Consider the following 19,259-nt stretch of genomic DNA (forward strand, 5'->3'; position numbering starts at 1 on the left):
GTGCTGCGAAGTATTATGCTCTTTAACAATCCGGAACAAGCTGAAAATTGAAACGACGTGTCGCTTTCATTCTCCGTAATAAGAATGAAAAATACGATGCGTTCGAGTCTCTCAAATGCTTGCAGCTCGCAGCGTTGAAAAACGCCTGTGGGTTGTGAGGTTAAGCGACTAAGCGTACACGGTGGATGCCCAGGCAGTCAGAGGCGATGAAGGACGTGCTAATCTGCGTAAAGCGACGGTAAGGTGATATGAACCGCTACAGCCGTCGATGTCCGAATGGGGAAACCCGGTGCACTCTGTGCATCATTGCAGCATGAATACATAGTGCTGCAAGGCGAACCGGGGGAACTGAAACATCTAAGTACCCCGAGGAAAAGAAATCAACCGAGATTCCCCCAGTAGCGGCGAGCGAACGGGGAGCAGCCCAGAGCCTGAATCAGCATGTGTGTTAGTGGAAGCGTCTGGAAAGTCGCAGGGTACAGGGTGATACTCCCGTACACAAAAGCGCATATGCTGTGAGCTCGATGAGTAAGGCGGGACACGTGGTATCCTGTCTGAATATGGGGGGACCATCCTCCAAGGCTAAATACTCCTGACTGACCGATAGTGAACCAGTACCGTGAGGGAAAGGCGAAAAGAACCCCGGCGAGGGGAGTGAAACAGAACCTGAAACCGTGTACGTACAAGCAGTGGGAGCCTTCTTTATGGGGGTGACTGCGTACCTTTTGTATAATGGGTCAGCGACTTATATTCTGTAGCAAGGTTAACCGTATAGGGGAGCCGCAGGGAAACCGAGTCTTAACTGGGCGTTAAGTTGCAGGGTATAGACCCGAAACCCGGTGATCTAGCCATGGGCAGGTTGAAGGTTGGGTAACACTAACTGGAGGACCGAACCGACTAATGTTGAAAAATTAGCGGATGACCTGTGGCTGGGGGTGAAAGGCCAATCAAACCGGGAGATAGCTGGTTCTCCCCGAAAGCTATTTAGGTAGCGCCTCGTGAACTCATCTTCGGGGGTAGAGCACTGTTTCGGCTAGGGGGCCATCCCGGCTTACCAACCCGATGCAAACTGCGAATACCGAGGAATGTTATCACGGGAGACACACGGCGGGTGCTAACGTCCGTCGTGAAGAGGGAAACAACCCAGACCGCCAGCTAAGGTCCCAAAGTCATGGTTAAGTGGGAAACGATGTGGGAAGGCACAGACAGCCAGGATGTTGGCTTAGAAGCAGCCATCATTTAAAGAAAGCGTAATAGCTCACTGGTCGAGTCGGCCTGCGCGGAAGATGTAACGGGGCTAAACCATGCACCGAAGCTGCGGCAGCGACGCTTATGCGTTGTTGGGTAGGGGAGCGTTCTGTAAGCCGTCGAAGGTGTGCTGTGAGGCATGCTGGAGGTATCAGAAGTGCGAATGCTGACATAAGTAACGATAAAGCGGGTGAAAAGCCCGCTCGCCGGAAGACCAAGGGTTCCTGTTCAACGTTAATCGGAGCAGGGTGAGTCGACCCCTAAGGCGAGGCCGAAAGGCGTAGTCGATGGGAAACAGGTTAATATTCCTGTACTCGGTGTTACTGCGAAGGGGGGACGGAGAAGGCTATATCAGCCGGGCGACGGTTGTCCCGGTTTAAGCGTGTAGGCGGAGGGTCCAGGTAAATCCGGTCCCTTATCAACGCTGAGGCGTGACGACGAGGCACTACGGTGCTGAAGTGATAAATGCCCTGCTTCCAGGAAAAGCCTCTAAGCATCAGGTAACACAGAATCGTACCCCAAACCGACACAGGTGGTCAGGTAGAGAATACCAAGGCGCTTGAGAGAACTCGGGTGAAGGAACTAGGCAAAATGGTGCCGTAACTTCGGGAGAAGGCACGCTGGCGCGTAGGTGGAGGGACTTGCTCCCCGAGCCGAAGCCAGTCGAAGATACCAGCTGGCTGCAACTGTTTATTAAAAACACAGCACTGTGCAAACACGAAAGTGGACGTATACGGTGTGACGCCTGCCCGGTGCCGGAAGGTTAATTGATGGGGTTATCCGCAAGGAGAAGCTCTTGATCGAAGCCCCGGTAAACGGCGGCCGTAACTATAACGGTCCTAAGGTAGCGAAATTCCTTGTCGGGTAAGTTCCGACCTGCACGAATGGCGTAATGATGGCCAGGCTGTCTCCACCCGAGACTCAGTGAAATTGAACTCGCTGTGAAGATGCAGTGTACCCGCGGCAAGACGGAAAGACCCCGTGAACCTTTACTACAGCTTGACACTGAACATTGAGCCTTGATGTGTAGGATAGGTGGGAGGCTTTGAAGCGCGGACGCCAGTCTGCGTGGAGCCAACCTTGAAATACCACCCTTTAATGTTTGATGTTCTAACGTAGGCCCGTGATCCGGGCTGCGGACAGTGTCTGGTGGGTAGTTTGACTGGGGCGGTCTCCTCCTAAAGAGTAACGGAGGAGCACGAAGGTCAGCTAATCACGGTCGGACATCGTGAGGTTAGTGCAATGGCATAAGCTGGCTTGACTGCGAGAGTGACGGCTCGAGCAGGTGCGAAAGCAGGTCATAGTGATCCGGTGGTTCTGAATGGAAGGGCCATCGCTCAACGGATAAAAGGTACTCCGGGGATAACAGGCTGATACCGCCCAAGAGTTCATATCGACGGCGGTGTTTGGCACCTCGATGTCGGCTCATCACATCCTGGGGCTGAAGTAGGTCCCAAGGGTACGGCTGTTCGCCGTTTAAAGTGGTACGCGAGCTGGGTTTAGAACGTCGTGAGACAGTTCGGTCCCTATCTGCCGTGGGCGCTGGAGAATTGAGGGGGGTTGCTCCTAGTACGAGAGGACCGGAGTGAACGCACCACTGGTGTTCGGGTTGTCATGCCAATGGCATTGCCCGGTAGCTAAGTGCGGAAAAGATAAGTGCTGAAAGCATCTAAGCACGAAACTTGCCCCAAGATGAGTTCTCCCTGACTCCTTGAGAGTCCTGAAGGGACGTTGAAGACTACGACGTTGATAGGCCGGGTGTGTAAGCGCAGCGATGCGTTGAGCTAACCGGTACTAATGACCCGTGAGGCTTAACCTTACAACGCCAGAGGCGTTTTTGAGAGACACGATTTTCAGCCTTGTTACCGGATATTCTGCGCGGCCCCCTGTGGCGGCGCGGAGACAGAATTTGCCTGGCGGCTTTAGCGCGGTGGTCCCACCTGACCCCATGCCGAACTCAGAAGTGAAACGCCGTAGCGCCGATGGTAGTGTGGGGCCTCCCCATGCGAGAGTAGGGAACTGCCAGGCATCAAATTTGTTCCTTTTCCTCTGACAGGGAAAATAACGGGAACAGACGGTTATCAGCCGGTTGCTGATAAGCGTGAAAGAATCGGTGGAGCGGTAGTTCAGTTGGTTAGAATACCTGCCTGTCACGCAGGGGGTCGCGGGTTCGAGCCCCGTCCGTTCCGCCACCCTATTAGGGGCGTAGTTCAATTGGTAGAGCACCGGTCTCCAAAACCGGGTGTTGGGGGTTCGAGTCCCTCCGCCCCTGCCAGAAAACGATCCTTTGCTTCGGCAAAGGATTTTTTTTTGCCTTCAGAAAGGCAAAAAAGAAGAACCAGCTAAATCTAACTGGTCTCATCTCTTCCCTGCTTGCTTCTCTACCTGCCGATCTTTAGCTGTTTTGCCTGACCAGAATCGGGAATTTAAGCAACTGCCGGATATGCGCCTGCTGATCGCTGTTCTGCAACCAGACAGCATAGAGCGGACGAACGGCGACGGGCGTATCCGGGATCACCATCAACTCACTGTAAACGCTTTGCCAGAAGTCAGGCAGGAACGCGCACGCGCCGGTGGTATGCAGCAGTTCACGGGTAACATGCGCCGACGTTGTGGTCAGTACTGGCACATCATCCGCCCCGGAAAGGTAGCTCTGATGCTGATGAAAATCTGCTCCCCATTCCAGTTTAATGTAATCATATTTTTCGCGTTTCTCGCTCTGCCGGGCGCAGAACAGCGCCAGCGAGATATGACCAATCTGCTGACTGGTTAACTCATCCATTTTAGGCGCTTCAGTGGTGATCAACAGATCCAGCTGGCGTTCATGGAGCTGCTTAACCAGCAGGTGTCGTTGTGCCACGCGCGCTTCTAAATGCAGGCTTTCACGATTCTCATACAGCGTCTGTAGCCACGGCGTCAGATAAGCCTCCCATAGCGATGCACTGGCACCGATCGAAAGCTCATGGTGCTGCTGAGTGTGGGAAACCTCCTTCTTTGCCATCATCCAGGTGCTCATCAGGCTTTCAGCATAGGGAAGCAGGCGCTCTCCGGCCGCTGTCAGACGTATGTTATTGCGATGCCGTGTAAAAAGGTTAACGCCAAGTTGATTCTCTAACTGGCGGATGCGAAAACTGACAGCAGATTGCGTAAGGTAAAGTGCTTCTGCAGCACGCCCGAAATGGCGTGTTCTGCTCACTTCCAGGAAAGTTTTCAGTAATTCCGTATCCACAGCGTTCTCCCAAAAAATGTTTGTCGTATAGATTTAAATGTTTTGTTTTACACTCTGTCAAGCCTATCTAATACTCCGCGCCATTAACAGCACGGCATTAGAAAATCAGGAGCGTGTAACATGGCGGAAAGCTTCTCAACAGAGAATCGTTTCTTTGATAACAAACATTACCCGCGTGGTTTCTCACGCCACGGTGACTTTACTATTAAAGAAGCTCAGCTTCTTGAACGCCACGGTTTCGCCTTTAATGAGCTGGATTTATCAAAGCGTGAGCCTGCAACAGAAGAAGAACGTCTGTTTATTGAAGTATGTCGTGGCGTGCGTGAGCCGCAAACGGAAGCCGAACGTGTATGGTCTAAATATATGACCCGCATTAAGCGTCCTAAGCGTTTTCATACGCTTTCCGGCGGTAAACCGCAGATGGACACCGTCGAAGACTTTACCGACAGCGACGATTAACAGAGAAGGGGCGAAAGCCCCTTTTTTATTGCAGGCTGTTATGCAGATGAATCATTAAACGATCAATCGTGCGATAACTGACAGCTTCCTGCAGATGATGCCGGCTGATCTCTGCCTCTCCCGCCAGATCGGCCACGGTACGCGCCACCTTCAAAATCCGCTGCCATGCCCGTACAGATAAACCCAGTTTCTCCAGTACTGACTCCAGCCACTCCGCATCCTCCTTAGCCGGCTGACACCAGCGCATAATCTCCGCATTGTTTAAATGCGCATTAATTTTTCCTGCACGGGTCAGCTGAATCTCCCGCGCCGCGACCACCCGATGACGAACCCGTTCAGACGTTTCTGCTGCAGGGCGTTGACCGCTAAGCATTCCACCTGGAAGTAGCGGCACCTCCAGCGAAAGATCAAAACGATCGAGAAAAGGGCCGGACAGCTTGCTGAGATAACGCAGCACCTGCTGAGGTGAGGTGCGGTTATGCTGTCCCTGATAATGTCCGGTTGGACTTGGGTTCATAGCAGCAATCAGCTGAAATCGTGCCGGATAGGTGACTTTTGCGCGGGCACGCGAAATAGCGATGACACCCGACTCTAATGGCTCGCGCAGAGAGTCCAGCACCTTGCGATCAAATTCCGGCAACTCATCCAGAAATAGCACGCCGTTATGCGCCAGTGAGATCTCGCCGGGGCGTGGCAGCGATCCACCACCAATCAAAGCATAGAGAGATGCGCTATGGTGAGGCGACCTGAAAGGCCGGGTACGCCATTGTCGGTGCAGAGTACTGCTATTGTTCACCAGGCTGGCGATTGCCGCGCATTCCAGTGCTTCCTGATCGGTTAAAGAAGGCATGATGCCGGGCAGCCGGGTGGCAAGCATGGTTTTACCGGTGCCGGGCGGGCCAATCAGTAACAGGTTATGCCCGCCAGCCGCCGTGATCTCCAGCGCTCTGCGTCCCTGTTCCTGACCAATAATATCTGCGAGGTCGTCAGCAGGTGGATTGCCCTGATGCTCAGGAGACTGCGCTGTCGGTAACGTGAGTTCATTGCGCAGAAAAGTGCATACGTCGCTGAGATGAGAGGCGACCAGCGATGATCCCTGACGGATAAGTCCGGCATCCGCCTGATTTTCAGCAGAGAGAACCAGCTGTCGTCCAGCCTGAATTGCTACCATGGCTGCCGGAATCGCGCCCTGAACACCGCACAGCGCGCCGTCGAGTGCCAGTTCACCCAGAAACTCATAGTGCGTCAGCTTGTCGGCAGGAAGCTGCTCAGAGGCGACCAGAATGGCGATTGCCATAGGTAAGTCATACCTTCCGCCCTCTTTGGGTAAGTCTGCTGGAGCCAGATTGATGGTGACCCGCTTTGCCGGAAAGGTGAAACCGCTGTTGATAATGGCGCTGCGTACCCGCTCACGCGCTTCTTTGACCGTGGTTTCCGGCAGGCCTACCAGGGTCAAGGCAGGCAGGCCGTTACTGATATGTGCCTCAATGGTCACCAGCGGGGCTTCCACCCCCAGTGCTGCCCGGGTCAGAACTTTTGACAATGACATACTCGCTCCTTGTTGCCGTCAGTCTGGTGACTGCATCAAAGAAAAGCGAGCACAGCATCAGCACAGTTCGGGACATCGCACACCCCATCGAAAGTTGTTTCATGGCGTTTTAAAACGCTGCGCGACAGTACGCAAATTCATCGAAATATTATTACGTCCCTGAAGTGATGAATAATTATCATTATGTAATTATTTCTTGTATTACAGATTGATAGGCCTTGATTCTGCGCAACAAGCTAAAATAAATCTGTAAAAAAAGTTGTGTCATGCCCCCTGACTATGATAACTCTGTAGGCATTACTTCGAACACGAAAAAGAATTGAACAACACATGAAAGCCCTTCTACAAGTGATTAGCCTGGTCGTGATTAGCGTGGTGGTGGTTATTAACCTACCGTGCGGGGCAACGCTTGGAGAAAGAAAGGCTTAAAAATCAAGCCTCGAATCCGAAAAACCCCCGCACCGAAAGGTCCGGGGGTTTTTTTTTCGACCCGAGGAAATATCAGTAAATCCACAAGGAACAAACAATGAACAGTAGCATAAAATTCTGTTGTTCCGGTCAGGACACAGGAGAATAGCGATGACAGGTGCACAGTGGGTAGTTCAGGCTTTACGCGCGCAGGGTGTTGATACCGTATTTGGTTACCCGGGCGGCGCCATCATGCCGGTATACGACGCGCTCTATGATGGCGGCGTGGAACACCTACTGTGTCGTCACGAGCAGGGCGCTGTGATGGCGGCAATCGGCTATGCCCGTTCAACCGGCAAAACCGGCGTCTGTATCGCCACTTCCGGCCCCGGCGCGACAAACCTGATCACCGGTCTGGCGGATGCCATGATGGATTCAGTGCCGGTTGTGGCGGTAACGGGTCAGGTCACCTCGGCCTTCATCGGCACCGATGCCTTTCAGGAGATTGACGTACTGGGACTCTCTCTGGCCTGCACCAAGCACAGCTTCCTGGTGGAATCGCTGGATGAGCTGCCCGCCATCATGGCGGAAGCTTTTGCGCTGGCGCAGTCAGGCCGTCCTGGCCCGGTACTGATTGATATCCCGAAAGACATTCAGATTGCACAGGGTGAACCCGCGCCGCATCTGGTTCCGGTTGAAGAAAGAAATGCGCTGCCGCATCAGGCGATTGACCAGGCACGTGCACTGATGGCGCAGGCCAGAAAGCCCATGCTCTACGTTGGCGGCGGTGTTGGTCTGGCGCAGGCGGTTCCGGCACTGCGCAAGCTGGCAGAAGAGACCGGCATCCCGGCAGTTGCTACTCTGAAGGGACTGGGCACTGTGAGCCCACACAGTGACGTTTATCTCGGTATGCTAGGCATGCACGGCACCAAAGCCGCTAACCTGGCCGTACAGGCGTGTGACCTGCTGATCGCGGTCGGTGCCCGTTTCGACGACCGCGTCACCGGCAAGCTGGATACCTTCGCACCGCACGCCAGCGTCATTCATCTCGATATCGACCCCGCTGAATTAAACAAATTACGTCGCGCTCATGTCTCTCTGCAGGGCGATCTTAACGAACTGCTGCCCGCCCTGAGTCAGCCTTTATCTATCAACGCCTGGCGCGATGAGGTGCAGGCACTGAAAGCCAGCCATACATGGCGCTATGACCATCCGGGCGACGCGATCTATGCGCCGCTGCTGCTGAAGCAGCTTTCCGATCGCAAACCGGCGAATGCCGTCGTCACCACTGATGTTGGTCAGCACCAGATGTGGACAGCGCAACATATGGATTTCAGCGCGCCGGAGAACTTCATCACCTCCAGCGGCTTAGGCACTATGGGCTTTGGCTTACCGGCTGCCATCGGTGCGCAGGTTGCACGTCCGGACGATACAGTGATCTGTGTCTCGGGCGATGGCTCCATCATGATGAACATCCAGGAGCTGGGCACCATCAAGCGCGGCAGGCTGCCGGTCAAAATCGTACTGATGGATAACCAGCGTCTGGGCATGGTGCGCCAGTGGCAGCAGCTGTTTTTCGATGGTCGCTACAGTGAAACTAACCTGTCCGACAATCCCGACTTCCTCACGCTGGCCAGCGCGTTCAACATTCCCGGCCAGCGCATTACCCGTAAAGATCAGGTCGACGCCGCCCTTGATGCTCTGCTGAACAGCGAAGGTCCTTACTTCCTGCATGTTGCAATAGATGAGCATGAAAACGTCTGGCCCCTGGTACCGCCGGGTGCCAGCAATGCAAACATGATGGAGAAAACCGTATGAACCAGCATCAATTGTCTATCGAAGCCCGTTTCCGCCCTGAAATATTAGAGCGCATTTTACGCGTCGTGCGTCACCGCGGTTTTCAGGTCTGTTCTATGAACATGGCCTCAGTCGCCAACGCAGAAAACATTAATATTGAAATGACCGTTGCCAGCCAGCGCTCCGTCGATTTACTGTCTTCGCAGTTAAGTAAATTGATCGACGTTGCATGCGTTCAGATTCAACAACAGACAACACAACAAATCCGCGCGTAGCCGCGAGAGGGAATAACAATGAGCACGAAGAAAGCAGACTTTATTTGGTTCAATGGCGAGATGGTTAAGTGGGAAGAAGCGAAGGTCAGCGTCATGTCCCACGCCTTGCACTACGGTACGTCGGTATTTGAAGGCGTCCGCTGCTACGACTCTCACAAAGGACCGGTTGTGTTCCGTCATCGTGAACACATGCAACGTCTGCACGACTCCGCCAAAATCTACCGTTTCCCGATTAAAAGCAGCGTTGATGAGCTGATGGAAGCGTGCCGCGAAGTCATCCGCGTAAACAAACTGAAAAGTGCTTATATCCGTCCGCTGGCCTTCGTCGGCGATGTGGGCCTGGGCGTCAACCCGCCAGATGGCTTCACGACTGACGTGATCATTGCCGCCTTCCCGTGGGGCGCTTACCTGGGCGCTGAAGCGCTGGAAAATGGCATCGATGCGATGGTCTCTTCATGGAACCGCGTGGCGCCAAACACTCTGCCAACCGCCGCTAAAGCGGGTGGTAACTACCTCTCCTCGCTGCTGGTGGGCAGCGAAGCCCGTCGTCATGGCTATCAGGAAGGCATTGCGCTGGATACTAATGGCCTGATCTCAGAGGGTGCTGGCGAAAACCTGTTTGAAGTTAAAGATGGCGTGCTCTATACCCCGCCATTTACCTCTTCGGCACTGCCGGGCATTACCCGCGATGCGATCATCACGCTGGCGCGTGATATGGGCATTGAAGTGCGTGAGCAGACTCTGTCGCGTGAATCTCTCTATCTGGCTGACGAAGTCTTTATGTCTGGCACCGCGGCAGAAATCACACCGGTGCGCAGCGTTGACCGCATTCAGGTGGGCGAAGGCAAATGTGGTCCGGTCACCAAACGTGTCCAGCAGGCCTTCTTTGGTCTGTTCACTGGCGAAACCGAAGACAAATGGGGCTGGTTAGATCCGGTTAACCCATAATCAGATACAGCGCGGGCGTCATCTGACGTCCGCGAGCTAATTCTTACTGGAGTAAATAGAGCATGCCTAAGTACCGTTCCGCCACTACCACCCACGGCCGCAATATGGCGGGTGCCCGTGCCTTATGGCGCGCGACAGGAATGACCGACGACGATTTCGGCAAGCCGATTATCGCTGTGGTTAACTCATTCACCCAATTTGTCCCTGGCCACGTTCACCTCCGCGACCTGGGTAAACTCGTCGCTGAGCAGATCGAAGCGGCGGGCGGTGTGGCTAAAGAGTTCAACACCATCGCGGTGGATGACGGTATTGCCATGGGGCATGGCGGCATGCTGTATTCACTGCCTTCGCGTGAGCTGATTGCTGACTCGGTCGAGTACATGGTTAACGCGCACTGCGCCGACGCCATGGTCTGTATTTCTAACTGCGACAAAATCACCCCAGGTATGCTGATGGCGTCTCTGCGCCTCAATATTCCGGTGATTTTCGTTTCAGGCGGCCCGATGGAAGCGGGTAAAACTAAGCTTTCTGACCAGATCATCAAGCTGGACCTGGTTGATGCGATGATTCAGGGTGCCAACCCGAACGTCAGCGATGCCGACAGCGATCAGATCGAACGCTCTGCCTGTCCGACCTGCGGCTCCTGTTCCGGTATGTTCACCGCCAACTCGATGAACTGCCTGACCGAAGCACTCGGCCTGTCGCAGCCTGGTAATGGTTCACTGCTGGCCACGCACGCCGATCGCAAAGAGCTGTTCATTAATGCCGGTAAGCGTATCGTCAGCCTGACTAAGCGCTACTATGAGCAGGATGACGTCAACATGCTGCCGCGTAACATCGCGAACAAGGCCGCTTTCGAGAACGCTATGATGCTGGATATCGCCATGGGCGGCTCCACCAACACTGTGCTGCACCTGCTGGCGGCGGCACAGGAAGGCGACATCGACTTCAACATCTCCGACATCGATCGCCTGTCACGTAAAGTGCCTCAGCTTTGTAAAGTCGCACCAAGTACCCCGAAATACCACATGGAAGACGTGCATCGCGCAGGTGGCGTTTTCGCGATTCTGGGCGAGCTGGATCGCGCAGGTCTGTTCGACAGCAGCGCGCGCAACATCCTGCAGCAGACGATGCGTGAAACGCTGGATCAGTACGACATCATGCTGACCAAAGATCAGGCGGTAAAAGATATGTTCCGCGCGGGCCCGGCGGGCATCCGTACTACCCAGGCATTCTCGCAGAACTGCCGCTGGGACACGCTGGATGATGACCGTGCCGAAGGCTGTATCCGCACCCGCGAAAACGCTTACTCTCAGGATGGCGGTCTGGCCGTGCTCTACGGCAACATTGCCGAAGATGGCTGTATCGTTAAAACCGCGGGCGTAGACAAAGAGATCCTGACCTTCACCGGTCCTGCCAAAGTCTATGAAAGCCAGGATGACGCGGTAGAAGCGATTCTGGGCGGCAAAGTAGTCGCAGGCGACGTGGTCGTCATCCGCTACGAAGGGCCAAAAGGCGGGCCGGGCATGCAGGAAATGCTCTATCCGACCACCTATCTGAAATCGATGGGCCTGGGCAAAAGCTGCGCACTGATCACCGACGGTCGTTTCTCCGGTGGTACATCAGGCCTCTCTATCGGCCACGCTTCGCCTGAAGCGGCCAACGGCGGCACTATTGCGCTGGTCAAAGATGGCGACATCATTGAAATTGATATCCCTAACCGCGGCATCAAACTCGCTGTGCCGGATAACGAACTGCACGCCCGCCGTGAAGAGCAGCAGGCACGTGGCGATGCGGCGTATACGCCGGTCAATCGTCAGCGTGAAGTCTCCTTTGCGCTGCGTGCTTACGCATTACTCGCGACCAGTGCTGACAAAGGTGCCGTCCGCGATAAGAGCAAGCTGGGAGGCTAACCATGGCCGAGTCTCAACCGCTACCCGACGCGCCATGCGGCGCGGAGTATCTGCGCGCAGTGCTGCGTTCACCGGTGTATGAAGTGGCACAGGTGACGCCGCTGCAGGTTATGGAAAAAATTTCATCGCGTCTTGGCAACACCATTCTGGTGAAGCGGGAGGATCGCCAGCCGGTACACAGTTTCAAGCTGCGCGGTGCCTATGCGATGATTGCCGGTCTGAACGAAGAGCAGAAAGCGCGCGGTGTGGTGACGGCATCAGCCGGTAACCATGCGCAGGGCGTGGCGCTCTCCGCGACGAAGCTGGGCATCAAGTCGCTGATTGTGATGCCGCTGGCGACCGCAGACATCAAGGTTGATGCGGTGCGCGCATTTGGCGGTGAGGCTTTTCTGTTTGGAGCCAACTTTGACGAGGCGAAAGCCAAAGCGATAGAGCTCGCAGAACAGCGTGGCTACACCTTCGTGCCGCCGTTTGACCATCCGGCTGTGATTGCCGGACAGGGCACGCTGGCGATGGAGCTGTTGCAGCAGGATGCGCACCTCGACCGGGTCTTTGTGCCGGTAGGTGGCGGCGGTCTGGCTGCGGGCGTTGCGGTGCTGATCAAGCAGCTGATGCCGCAGATCAAAGTCATCGCGGTGGAGTCAGAAGATTCAGCCTGCCTGAAAGCGGCGCTGGACGCCGGTCATCCGGTCGATCTACCACGCGTCGGGCTGTTTGCCGAAGGGGTGGCGGTTAAGCGGATTGGCAGCGAAACCTTCCGGCTCTGTCAGGCCTACATCGATGACATCATCACCGTCGACAGCGATGCGATTTGCGCTGCGATGAAAGACCTGTTCGAAGACGTTCGTGCCGTGGCGGAGCCGTCTGGCGCGCTGGCGCTGGCGGGCATGAAGAAGTATATCCAGCAGCACGAGATCAAAGGCGAGCGGCTGGCGCACGTCTTGTCCGGGGCCAACGTCAACTTCCACGGCCTGCGTTACGTCTCCGAGCGTTGCGAGCTGGGTGAACAGCGTGAAGCGCTGCTGGCCGTCACCATCCCGGAACAGCAGGGCAGCTTCCTGCGTTTCTGTCAGACGCTGGGCGGACGTTCGATCACCGAGTTCAACTACCGCTACGCGGACGCGGACAAAGCCTGCATCTTTGTTGGTGTACGTCTGACGCGTGGCGTGGAAGAGCGCAGCGAAATCATCAGCGAGCTCACCCGCGGCGGTTATCAGGTGGTCGATCTGTCAGATGATGAGATGGCAAAACTGCACGTGCGTTACATGGTGGGCGGACGCCCTTCCAAGCCGCTGCGTGAACGGCTCTTCAGCTTTGAATTCCCGGAGGCACCTGGCGCGTTGCTGAAGTTCCTGCAAACGCTGGGCACCCACTGGAATATCTCGCTGTTTCACTACCGCAGCCATGGCACCGACTACGGTCGTGTGCTGGCGGCTTTTGAAGTCGGCAGCGATGAGCCACGTTTCGAGGAGCATCTCACCGACCTGGGTTACGACTTTCATGACGAAAGCCAGAACCCGGCGTTCCGCTTCTTCCTGTCAGGCCACTGATTACAGCTGGCTCCAGAAAGCACTAATCAGCGGCTCTCCGAGCCGCTTTTTTTGCACGCAGATGCCGAGTTCGAACGGCGCAACCGAGTCAATATTCTCCAGCAACAGCACGCGGTTCCGCACCGGATCCGGACTGTTCTCCAGCACCACATCCGGCAACAGTGCAATACCGCAACCCAGCGCCACCATCGAGACAATCGCTTCATGGCCCGATACCGTGGCGTAAATCACCGGATTCGGGATGCGCTGGCGGCGAAACCAGAGATCGATACGCCGCCGTGCCGGTCCCTGCACCGGCAGGATAAACGGAATTTTTGACCAGTCGGGCTGCGGCTGGGTGGCCTGGGTGCGGACGGCACAGGGCAGTGCGGGCGCAATCAGCACCAGCGGGATCAGCCCCAGTGGCATAAAATCAATGCTGGCGGGCAGGGTTTCAGGCCGTCCCGCAATCGCCAGATCGGCATCGCCGGAGTGCACTTTTTCCACCGCATCCGCAGCATCACCGGTATCCAGTTTGATTTCGACCTGCGGATGTTCCGCGCGAAAGCGATCGAGAATCGGCGGCAGATGACTGTAGGCCGCCGTCACAGAACAGAACAGTCGCAGTTCGCCGCTGAGTGACGGGCCGTTAAGATCCATCACATGGCGCAGTTGCTGATACTGCAACAGCGTCTGCTGGGCAAACTGGCGCAGACGTTCGCCCGCTTCCGTTAACGTCACGGTGCGGTTATCACGCAGAAAGAGCGCATGGCCGACATCGTCTTCAAGTCGCTGGATCTGGCGTGACAGTGTGGAAGGGCTGACGTGCATCGCACGCGCCGTGCGCCCGAAGTGGCAGCTTTCTGCCAGATGAAGAAACAGTTTCAGATCCCGTAAATCCATGCGCGCGTCGCCTCTGTTTAGTGTTGCATTTATTGCAATGTGACGTTGTTAATATATCAATTTAAGCAACAGAATTCCTGTCATATGATGGGGTCATTCGCGGCGTTGCATGACACGCCGTTCCTGAACAAAAAAAGCAAACACAACCTTATCGGAGTACCCATGGCTAACTATTTCAACACATTGAACCTGCGCAACCAGCTGGCGCAATTAGGCAAATGTCGTTTCATGGCGCGTGATGAATTCGCGGATGGTGCCAGTTTCCTGAAAGGCAAAAAAGTCGTTATCGTTGGCTGTGGCGCTCAGGGCCTGAACCAGGGTCTGAACATGCGTGATTCAGGTCTGGATGTCGCCTATGCACTGCGTGCCGAAGCGATTGCTGAGAAACGCCCTTCATGGCGCAAAGCGACCGATAACGGTTTCAAAGTGGGTACTTACGAAGATCTGATCCCGCAGGCGGACCTGGTGGTTAACCTGACGCCAGACAAGCAGCACTCTGCTGTCGTTCAGGCTGTTCAGCCGCTGATGAAAGATGGCGCTGCGCTGGGTTACTCGCACGGTTTCAACATCGTTGAAGTGGGCGAAAGCATCCGTAAAGACATCACCGTAGTCATGGTGGCACCGAAGTGCCCGGGTACAGAAGTCCGTGAAGAGTACAAACGCGGCTTTGGTGTTCCGACGCTGATCGCGGTTCACCCGGAAAACGATCCAAAAGGCGAAGGCATGGCGATTGCTAAAGCCTGGGCAGCAGCGACCGGCGGCGATCGTGCTGGCGTGCTGGAGTCCTCCTTCGTTGCAGAAGTGAAATCTGACCTGATGGGTGAGCAGACCATCCTGTGCGGCATGCTGCAGGCGGGTTCACTGCTCTGCTTCGACAAGCTGGTGGCTGAAGGTACGGACCCGGCTTACGCAGAAAAACTGATTCAGTTCGGCTGGGAAACCATTACCGAGTCACTGAAGTTTGGTGGCATCACCCTGATGATGGATCGTCTCTCTAACCCGGCGAAACTGCGCGCTTATGCGCTGTCAGAGCAGCTGAAAACCATCATGGCGCCGCTGTTCCAGAAGCACATGGATGACATCATCTCCGGCGAATTCTCTTCCGGCATGATGGCTGACTGGGCTAACGATGATAAAAACCTGCTGACCTGGCGTGAAGAGACCGGCCAGACCGCATTCGAAACTGCCTCACAGTATGAAGGCAAAATCGAAGAGCAGGAGTACTACGACAAAGGCGTAGTGATGGTTGCAATGGTTAAAGCGGGCGTTGAGCTGGCGTTTGAAACCATGGTCGATGCCGGCATCATCGAAGAGTCTGCTTACTACGAATCACTGCATGAGCTGCCGCTGATTGCGAACACCATCGCACGTAAGCGTCTGTATGAAATGAACGTAGTTATTTCTGATACCGCCGAATATGGTAACTACCTGTTCTCCTTCGCTGCAGTGCCGCTGCTGAAAGAGTTCATGACCACGCTGCAGCCAGGCGATCTGGGTAAAGCTGTTGAAGGCACACAGGTCGACAACGCGCAACTGCGTGACGTTAACGAAGCCGTTCGCCAGCATCCGATTGAAACTGTTGGCCGTAAACTGCGTGGCTACATGACCGATATGAAGCGTATCGCTGTCGCGGGCTAATAGTTTTTTTCACAGTTTTCAGCAAAATAAACCCCGGCTCGCCGGGGTTTTTTGTTTGTGAACACTGCCTGAGCAGTTCACTGGTGGGACTGTGCCTGCATTGCCTGCATTGCCTGCATTGCTGTAAGACCGTGCCTGCACAGGGAACACGGTCAGATCGGAAAGACGCAAAACCCGCCATCCCTGGCATGCTCTGCCCGCACGATTACGCACCTCATCCCTGAGGTGCGCCCGTAAACGGGCCAACGCTTTGCGTTGTTCAAAAACGCTCCCGGCGTTTTTGTCCACGGCGCGGGACGCTTTCCTCTTCTGCCCGTGTTGCCAATGCCCTCAGACTTCTTAATTGCTGTAAGAATTACCCCGCCTCAGGTTTTATACATTTAAATGCGATTCAGTTTTTTAGAACAGACAACTAATCCACTTAAAGCGATGGGAGCATACGCCTGTAGCAAAGCATCGCGGGCCAGGGACAAAAACGCCGGGAGCGTTTTTGAACAACGCAAAGCGTTGGCCCGTTTACGGGCGCACCTCAGGGATGAGGTGCGTAATCGCCCGCGCTGAGCCCGCCAGGGGTGGCGTCTTTTGCGTCTTTGCGAAAGGCGTATGCTCCCTGAGCCTGTCACCTGACCATAAGGCGATGCTTTTTTTAGCCCTTCAGAGCAGTTGTACTCTGTGAGCCCGCTCCATAAAAAAACCCGGCGGCTGCCGGGTTTCACTGACCTTCATCCAACAGGATTAAACGTCATACAATGTCTGGTGACGCGTCTCTTTACAGGCAAGCAACGCTATCAGCGTCAGCACCGCCATCGACGCCAGATACAGCCCCACTGCCTGCAGACCATAATTGGCATTCAGCCAGGTCGCGATGTACGGCGCAACCGAGGCACCCAGAATCGAGGAGAGATTATAGGAGAACGAGGCACCGGTATAACGCACTTCGGTCGGGAACAGCTCCGGCAGCAGCGCGCCCATCGGGCCAAACGTCAGCCCCATAATGCTCAGACCCAGCAGCAGAAACGCCATCACCAGCGCCTGTGAACCGGAACCCAGCATTGCCGGGAACAGGAACGAAAACGCGATAATCATCAGCGTAATGGTAATCATCGTCTTGCGACGACCAAAACGGTCGGCCAGCAAACCGGCAATCGGCACCATCACACCAAAACCAATCACCGCCAGCATCAGCATCCACAGCATACTGTTACGCGGAATGCCCAGACCCGCTGGTGCTGGCGTGGTGCCATAGCTCATCGAATAGACGGTCATGATATAGAACAGCGTATAGGTCGCCAGCATGATAAAGGTGCCGAGAATGGTGGCAGTCAGATGCTTGCCCAGCAGCGCCGCAATCGGCACGCGAACCTGCTTCTTCTCTTTCTGCACTTTGGCAAACACCGGGCTCTCATGCAGCGACACGCGCACATACAGGCCAATCAGCACTAGTACAGCGGAGAGAATAAACGGCACACGCCAGCCCCACTGCATAAACTGTTCATCGGTCAGCAGCCAGGAGAGCAGCAGGAAAGTCCCGTTCGCGAAGAAAAAGCCAATCGGCGCACCCAGTTGAGGGAAAGAGCCATAAAGCGCACGCTTCTTCGCCGGGGCGTTTTCCGTCGCCAGCAGCGCCGCGCCGCCCCATTCACCGCCCAGCCCCAGCCCCTGACCAAAACGCGCCAGCGCCAGCAGCAGCGGCGCCAGCACACCGATGGTTTCATAGCTCGGCAACAGGCCGATCACCACGGTAGAGATCCCCATGGTCAGCAGCGAGGCAACCAGCGTGGCTTTACGCCCGACGCGATCGCCAAAGTGACCAAACACCGCAGAGCCAATCGGGCGCGCGATAAAGGCGATAGCAAAAGTGGCCAGCGACTGTAGCGTCGCGACCGTGGCATCACCCTGCGGGAAGAAAATGTGCGGGAAAACAATGACCGCAGCAGTGGCATAAATATAGAAGTCAAAGAACTCGATGGCCGTGCCGACCAGCGAGGCAATCACCACTTTACTGCGTGAGTTAACCGGTGTGGGATCCTGCTGTTTGTCGAGTGTATCTGTGAGGGAGGCTTGCATAACTGTTTCTTATTTGTAAATACAGACAAAGAATCTTACGCATCTGCCAGAGCGCATTCAATGATGAAAACCCGCGCCGCGTCTGGCTTCAGAGGGCAAAAAGAGGATAATTTCTGTGGTGTGACGAATGCCGGGCGATACCGGGGTAAACCGGACGATATCTGGCGGGATACTCTAAGAAAGGGCTAAATAAAAGTGACCCCTCAGCTATTCATCCTGTTATCTGGTGAAAAAATAGCCGAAGGGTGACATTTTCCGCTGTTGTTAACGGATTACGATGCTTTGCGGCGGGATGCGCTGCCCGCTTCCGGCATCTGAGGGTCGTCTTTATATTTGGCCGTCGCGATCCACGCTGCACAGAACAGCGTCAGACGGGCGAAGAAATAGAAGAACGCCATCAGACCGAGTACAGAACCAAAGGCTGCACCGGAAGGTGAGGTCGCCAGCTTCGGCAGCGTCAGCGTCATCACAAACTTAATCACCTCAAAGCCGATTGCCGCCAGCAGGGTGCCGCGGAACAGTGCTTTCTTGCGCGGCTTATGACGCGGCAGGATCCAGAAAATCCAGAGGAACAACAGATAGTTCGCCAGAACGGAAATCGACGTGGCGATAATGGTCAGGGCAGGCCGTAACCACTCAATGCCATCCAGCCCCAGCGCACTCACAATGGTCGCCTGGGCAGAACCGGCCACCGAGGTCAGCGACAGCGTAATCACCAGCGCCAGCATCAGACCCGTCAGCGATAGGAAGTCGCGAATATAACGCTTCCAGATCTTCTCTTTGTCATCCGGTTTACGTTCCCACACGTCGCGCGACTGGGCGCGGATCGCTTCACGCAGATTACCCATCCAGTTAAGACCGGAGTAGAGCGCCAGCAGTAAACCGGTGATACCCACGGTGGCACGCTGCTGAATGGCGGTATTCACCGTATTCTTCAGCGTGGTTGCCAGCGTCGGGTCACTGATGCTGCTGACGATTTTGTTGATGATATCGGTCAGCAGGTCCTGATTCGATGCCAGCACAAAACCCACGGCGGCAAACGACACCATCAGAATGGGGATCAGCGATAAAAATGAAAAATAAGTAATGGCTGCGCCAAACTGGCTGCCGAGTCGGTCATTAAAGCGGTCGAGAGCGCGAATAAAATGCGCCACCGCCGGAATAGACTGAAACCAGATGGCGAAGCGCGACACGCGAACAATCGACTCATCCACGGTGTGATTGCCGGTTTTAATATCGATAAGCGGCTTTTCTGGCTGCATATCCTGCGGGTTTTCCTGCTTGTCTGTCATAGAC

13 protein-coding genes, 2 tRNA genes and 2 rRNA genes are annotated in these 19,259 nt (G+C 55.2%); 12 read left to right on the forward strand and 5 right to left on the reverse strand.

What is annotated here, in order from left to right:
* The first annotated feature begins 158 nt into the window (after positions 1-158).
* The 4 genes from IV493_RS00105 (at position 159) to IV493_RS00120 (ending at position 3,523) form a co-directional block, all read left to right on the forward strand.
* Positions 159-3,067, forward strand: a 23S ribosomal RNA gene (locus IV493_RS00105).
* 93 nt (positions 3,068-3,160) lie between these two features.
* Positions 3,161-3,276, forward strand: a 5S ribosomal RNA gene (gene rrf, locus IV493_RS00110).
* An 87-nt stretch (positions 3,277-3,363) separates the two neighbouring features.
* A tRNA-Asp gene (locus IV493_RS00115) sits at positions 3,364-3,440 on the forward strand.
* 7 nt (positions 3,441-3,447) lie between these two features.
* A tRNA-Trp gene (locus IV493_RS00120) sits at positions 3,448-3,523 on the forward strand.
* Between the two features lie 120 nt (positions 3,524-3,643).
* Here the strand turns inward: IV493_RS00120 and hdfR are convergent.
* Positions 3,644-4,477 (reverse strand): HTH-type transcriptional regulator HdfR, encoded by an 834-nt coding sequence (gene hdfR / locus IV493_RS00125; protein ID WP_010253571.1) that lies wholly within the window; start codon positions 4,475-4,477, stop codon positions 3,644-3,646.
* A 120-nt stretch (positions 4,478-4,597) separates the two neighbouring features.
* On the opposite strand from hdfR, the gene IV493_RS00130 reads away from it, so the two are divergent.
* Positions 4,598-4,936: a DUF413 domain-containing protein gene (locus IV493_RS00130; protein WP_010253568.1), complete on the forward strand. Its 339-nt coding sequence runs from the start codon at positions 4,598-4,600 to the stop codon at positions 4,934-4,936.
* Between the two features lie 25 nt (positions 4,937-4,961).
* On the opposite strand, the gene IV493_RS00135 is transcribed toward IV493_RS00130, so the two are convergent.
* Positions 4,962-6,485: a YifB family Mg chelatase-like AAA ATPase gene (locus tag IV493_RS00135; protein ID WP_195857575.1), complete on the reverse strand. Its 1,524-nt coding sequence runs from the start codon at positions 6,483-6,485 to the stop codon at positions 4,962-4,964.
* A 330-nt stretch (positions 6,486-6,815) separates the two neighbouring features.
* On the opposite strand from IV493_RS00135, the gene ilvL reads away from it, so the two are divergent.
* The 6 genes from ilvL to ilvA all read left to right on the forward strand — a co-directional run bounded on the left by ilvL (position 6,816) and on the right by ilvA (position 13,376).
* Positions 6,816-6,914 carry an ilv operon leader peptide gene (ilvL, locus tag IV493_RS00140; RefSeq protein WP_072101316.1) on the forward strand — a complete coding sequence of 33 codons (99 nt, stop codon included), beginning with the start codon at positions 6,816-6,818 and terminating at the stop codon, positions 6,912-6,914.
* A gap of 150 nt (positions 6,915-7,064) precedes the next feature.
* Positions 7,065-8,711: an acetolactate synthase 2 catalytic subunit gene (gene ilvG / locus IV493_RS00145; RefSeq protein ID WP_195857576.1), complete on the forward strand. Its 1,647-nt coding sequence runs from the start codon at positions 7,065-7,067 to the stop codon at positions 8,709-8,711.
* Positions 8,708-8,965, forward strand: coding sequence for an acetolactate synthase 2 small subunit (gene ilvM / locus IV493_RS00150; protein WP_008926359.1), 258 nt, complete (start codon positions 8,708-8,710; stop codon positions 8,963-8,965). Before ilvG ends, ilvM begins: the two co-directional genes overlap by 4 nt.
* Positions 8,966-8,983: 18 nt before the next feature.
* A complete protein-coding gene (locus IV493_RS00155) occupies positions 8,984-9,913 on the forward strand; it encodes a branched-chain amino acid transaminase (protein WP_013359441.1) in 930 nt (309 codons plus the stop codon).
* 62 nt (positions 9,914-9,975) lie between these two features.
* The gene (gene ilvD, locus IV493_RS00160; protein ID WP_195857577.1) at positions 9,976-11,826 is read left to right on the forward strand and encodes a dihydroxy-acid dehydratase; all 1,851 of its coding nucleotides are present in this window, start codon (positions 9,976-9,978) and stop codon (positions 11,824-11,826) included.
* A 2-nt stretch (positions 11,827-11,828) separates the two neighbouring features.
* Positions 11,829-13,376: a threonine ammonia-lyase, biosynthetic gene (gene ilvA / locus IV493_RS00165; RefSeq protein ID WP_013359440.1), complete on the forward strand. Its 1,548-nt coding sequence runs from the start codon at positions 11,829-11,831 to the stop codon at positions 13,374-13,376.
* Here ilvA and ilvY read toward each other — a convergent pair whose 3' ends face one another.
* On the reverse strand, positions 13,377-14,258 hold the full coding sequence (gene ilvY, locus IV493_RS00170; RefSeq protein WP_033734419.1) for an HTH-type transcriptional activator IlvY: 882 nt from the start codon (positions 14,256-14,258) through the stop codon (positions 13,377-13,379).
* A 162-nt stretch (positions 14,259-14,420) separates the two neighbouring features.
* Here ilvY and ilvC point away from each other — a divergent pair, with 162 nt between their 5' ends.
* Positions 14,421-15,896, forward strand: coding sequence for a ketol-acid reductoisomerase (gene ilvC / locus IV493_RS00175; RefSeq protein WP_033784686.1), 1,476 nt, complete (start codon positions 14,421-14,423; stop codon positions 15,894-15,896).
* Positions 15,897-16,631: 735 nt separating this feature from the next.
* On the opposite strand, the gene IV493_RS00180 is transcribed toward ilvC, so the two are convergent.
* The gene (locus tag IV493_RS00180) at positions 16,632-17,963 is read right to left on the reverse strand and encodes an MFS transporter (protein ID WP_033784267.1); all 1,332 of its coding nucleotides are present in this window, start codon (positions 17,961-17,963) and stop codon (positions 16,632-16,634) included.
* Positions 17,964-18,235: 272 nt separating this feature from the next.
* On the reverse strand, positions 18,236-19,255 hold the full coding sequence (gene yhjD / locus IV493_RS00185) for an inner membrane protein YhjD (RefSeq protein ID WP_033734415.1): 1,020 nt from the start codon (positions 19,253-19,255) through the stop codon (positions 18,236-18,238).
* Positions 19,256-19,259 lie beyond the last annotated feature (4 nt).

This window comes from Pantoea sp. SM3640 (assembly GCF_015654165.1).
GTDB classification, from domain to species: Bacteria; Pseudomonadota; Gammaproteobacteria; order Enterobacterales; family Enterobacteriaceae; genus Pantoea; species Pantoea vagans.

Coding starts and splice junctions, on each gene's coding strand:
- IV493_RS00130 (WP_010253568.1), top strand. CDS start 4,598: ATGGCGGAAAGCTTCTCAACAGAGAATCGTTTCTTTGATAACAAACAT.
- IV493_RS00135 (WP_195857575.1), bottom strand. CDS start 6,485: ATGTCATTGTCAAAAGTTCTGACCCGGGCAGCACTGGGGGTGGAAGCC.
- ilvL (WP_072101316.1), top strand. CDS start 6,816: ATGAAAGCCCTTCTACAAGTGATTAGCCTGGTCGTGATTAGCGTGGTG.
- ilvG (WP_195857576.1), top strand. CDS start 7,065: ATGACAGGTGCACAGTGGGTAGTTCAGGCTTTACGCGCGCAGGGTGTT.
- ilvM (WP_008926359.1), top strand. CDS start 8,708: ATGAACCAGCATCAATTGTCTATCGAAGCCCGTTTCCGCCCTGAAATA.
- IV493_RS00155 (WP_013359441.1), top strand. CDS start 8,984: ATGAGCACGAAGAAAGCAGACTTTATTTGGTTCAATGGCGAGATGGTT.
- ilvD (WP_195857577.1), top strand. CDS start 9,976: ATGCCTAAGTACCGTTCCGCCACTACCACCCACGGCCGCAATATGGCG.
- ilvA (WP_013359440.1), top strand. CDS start 11,829: ATGGCCGAGTCTCAACCGCTACCCGACGCGCCATGCGGCGCGGAGTAT.
- ilvY (WP_033734419.1), bottom strand. CDS start 14,258: ATGGATTTACGGGATCTGAAACTGTTTCTTCATCTGGCAGAAAGCTGC.
- ilvC (WP_033784686.1), top strand. CDS start 14,421: ATGGCTAACTATTTCAACACATTGAACCTGCGCAACCAGCTGGCGCAA.
- IV493_RS00180 (WP_033784267.1), bottom strand. CDS start 17,963: ATGCAAGCCTCCCTCACAGATACACTCGACAAACAGCAGGATCCCACA.
- yhjD (WP_033734415.1), bottom strand. CDS start 19,255: ATGACAGACAAGCAGGAAAACCCGCAGGATATGCAGCCAGAAAAGCCG.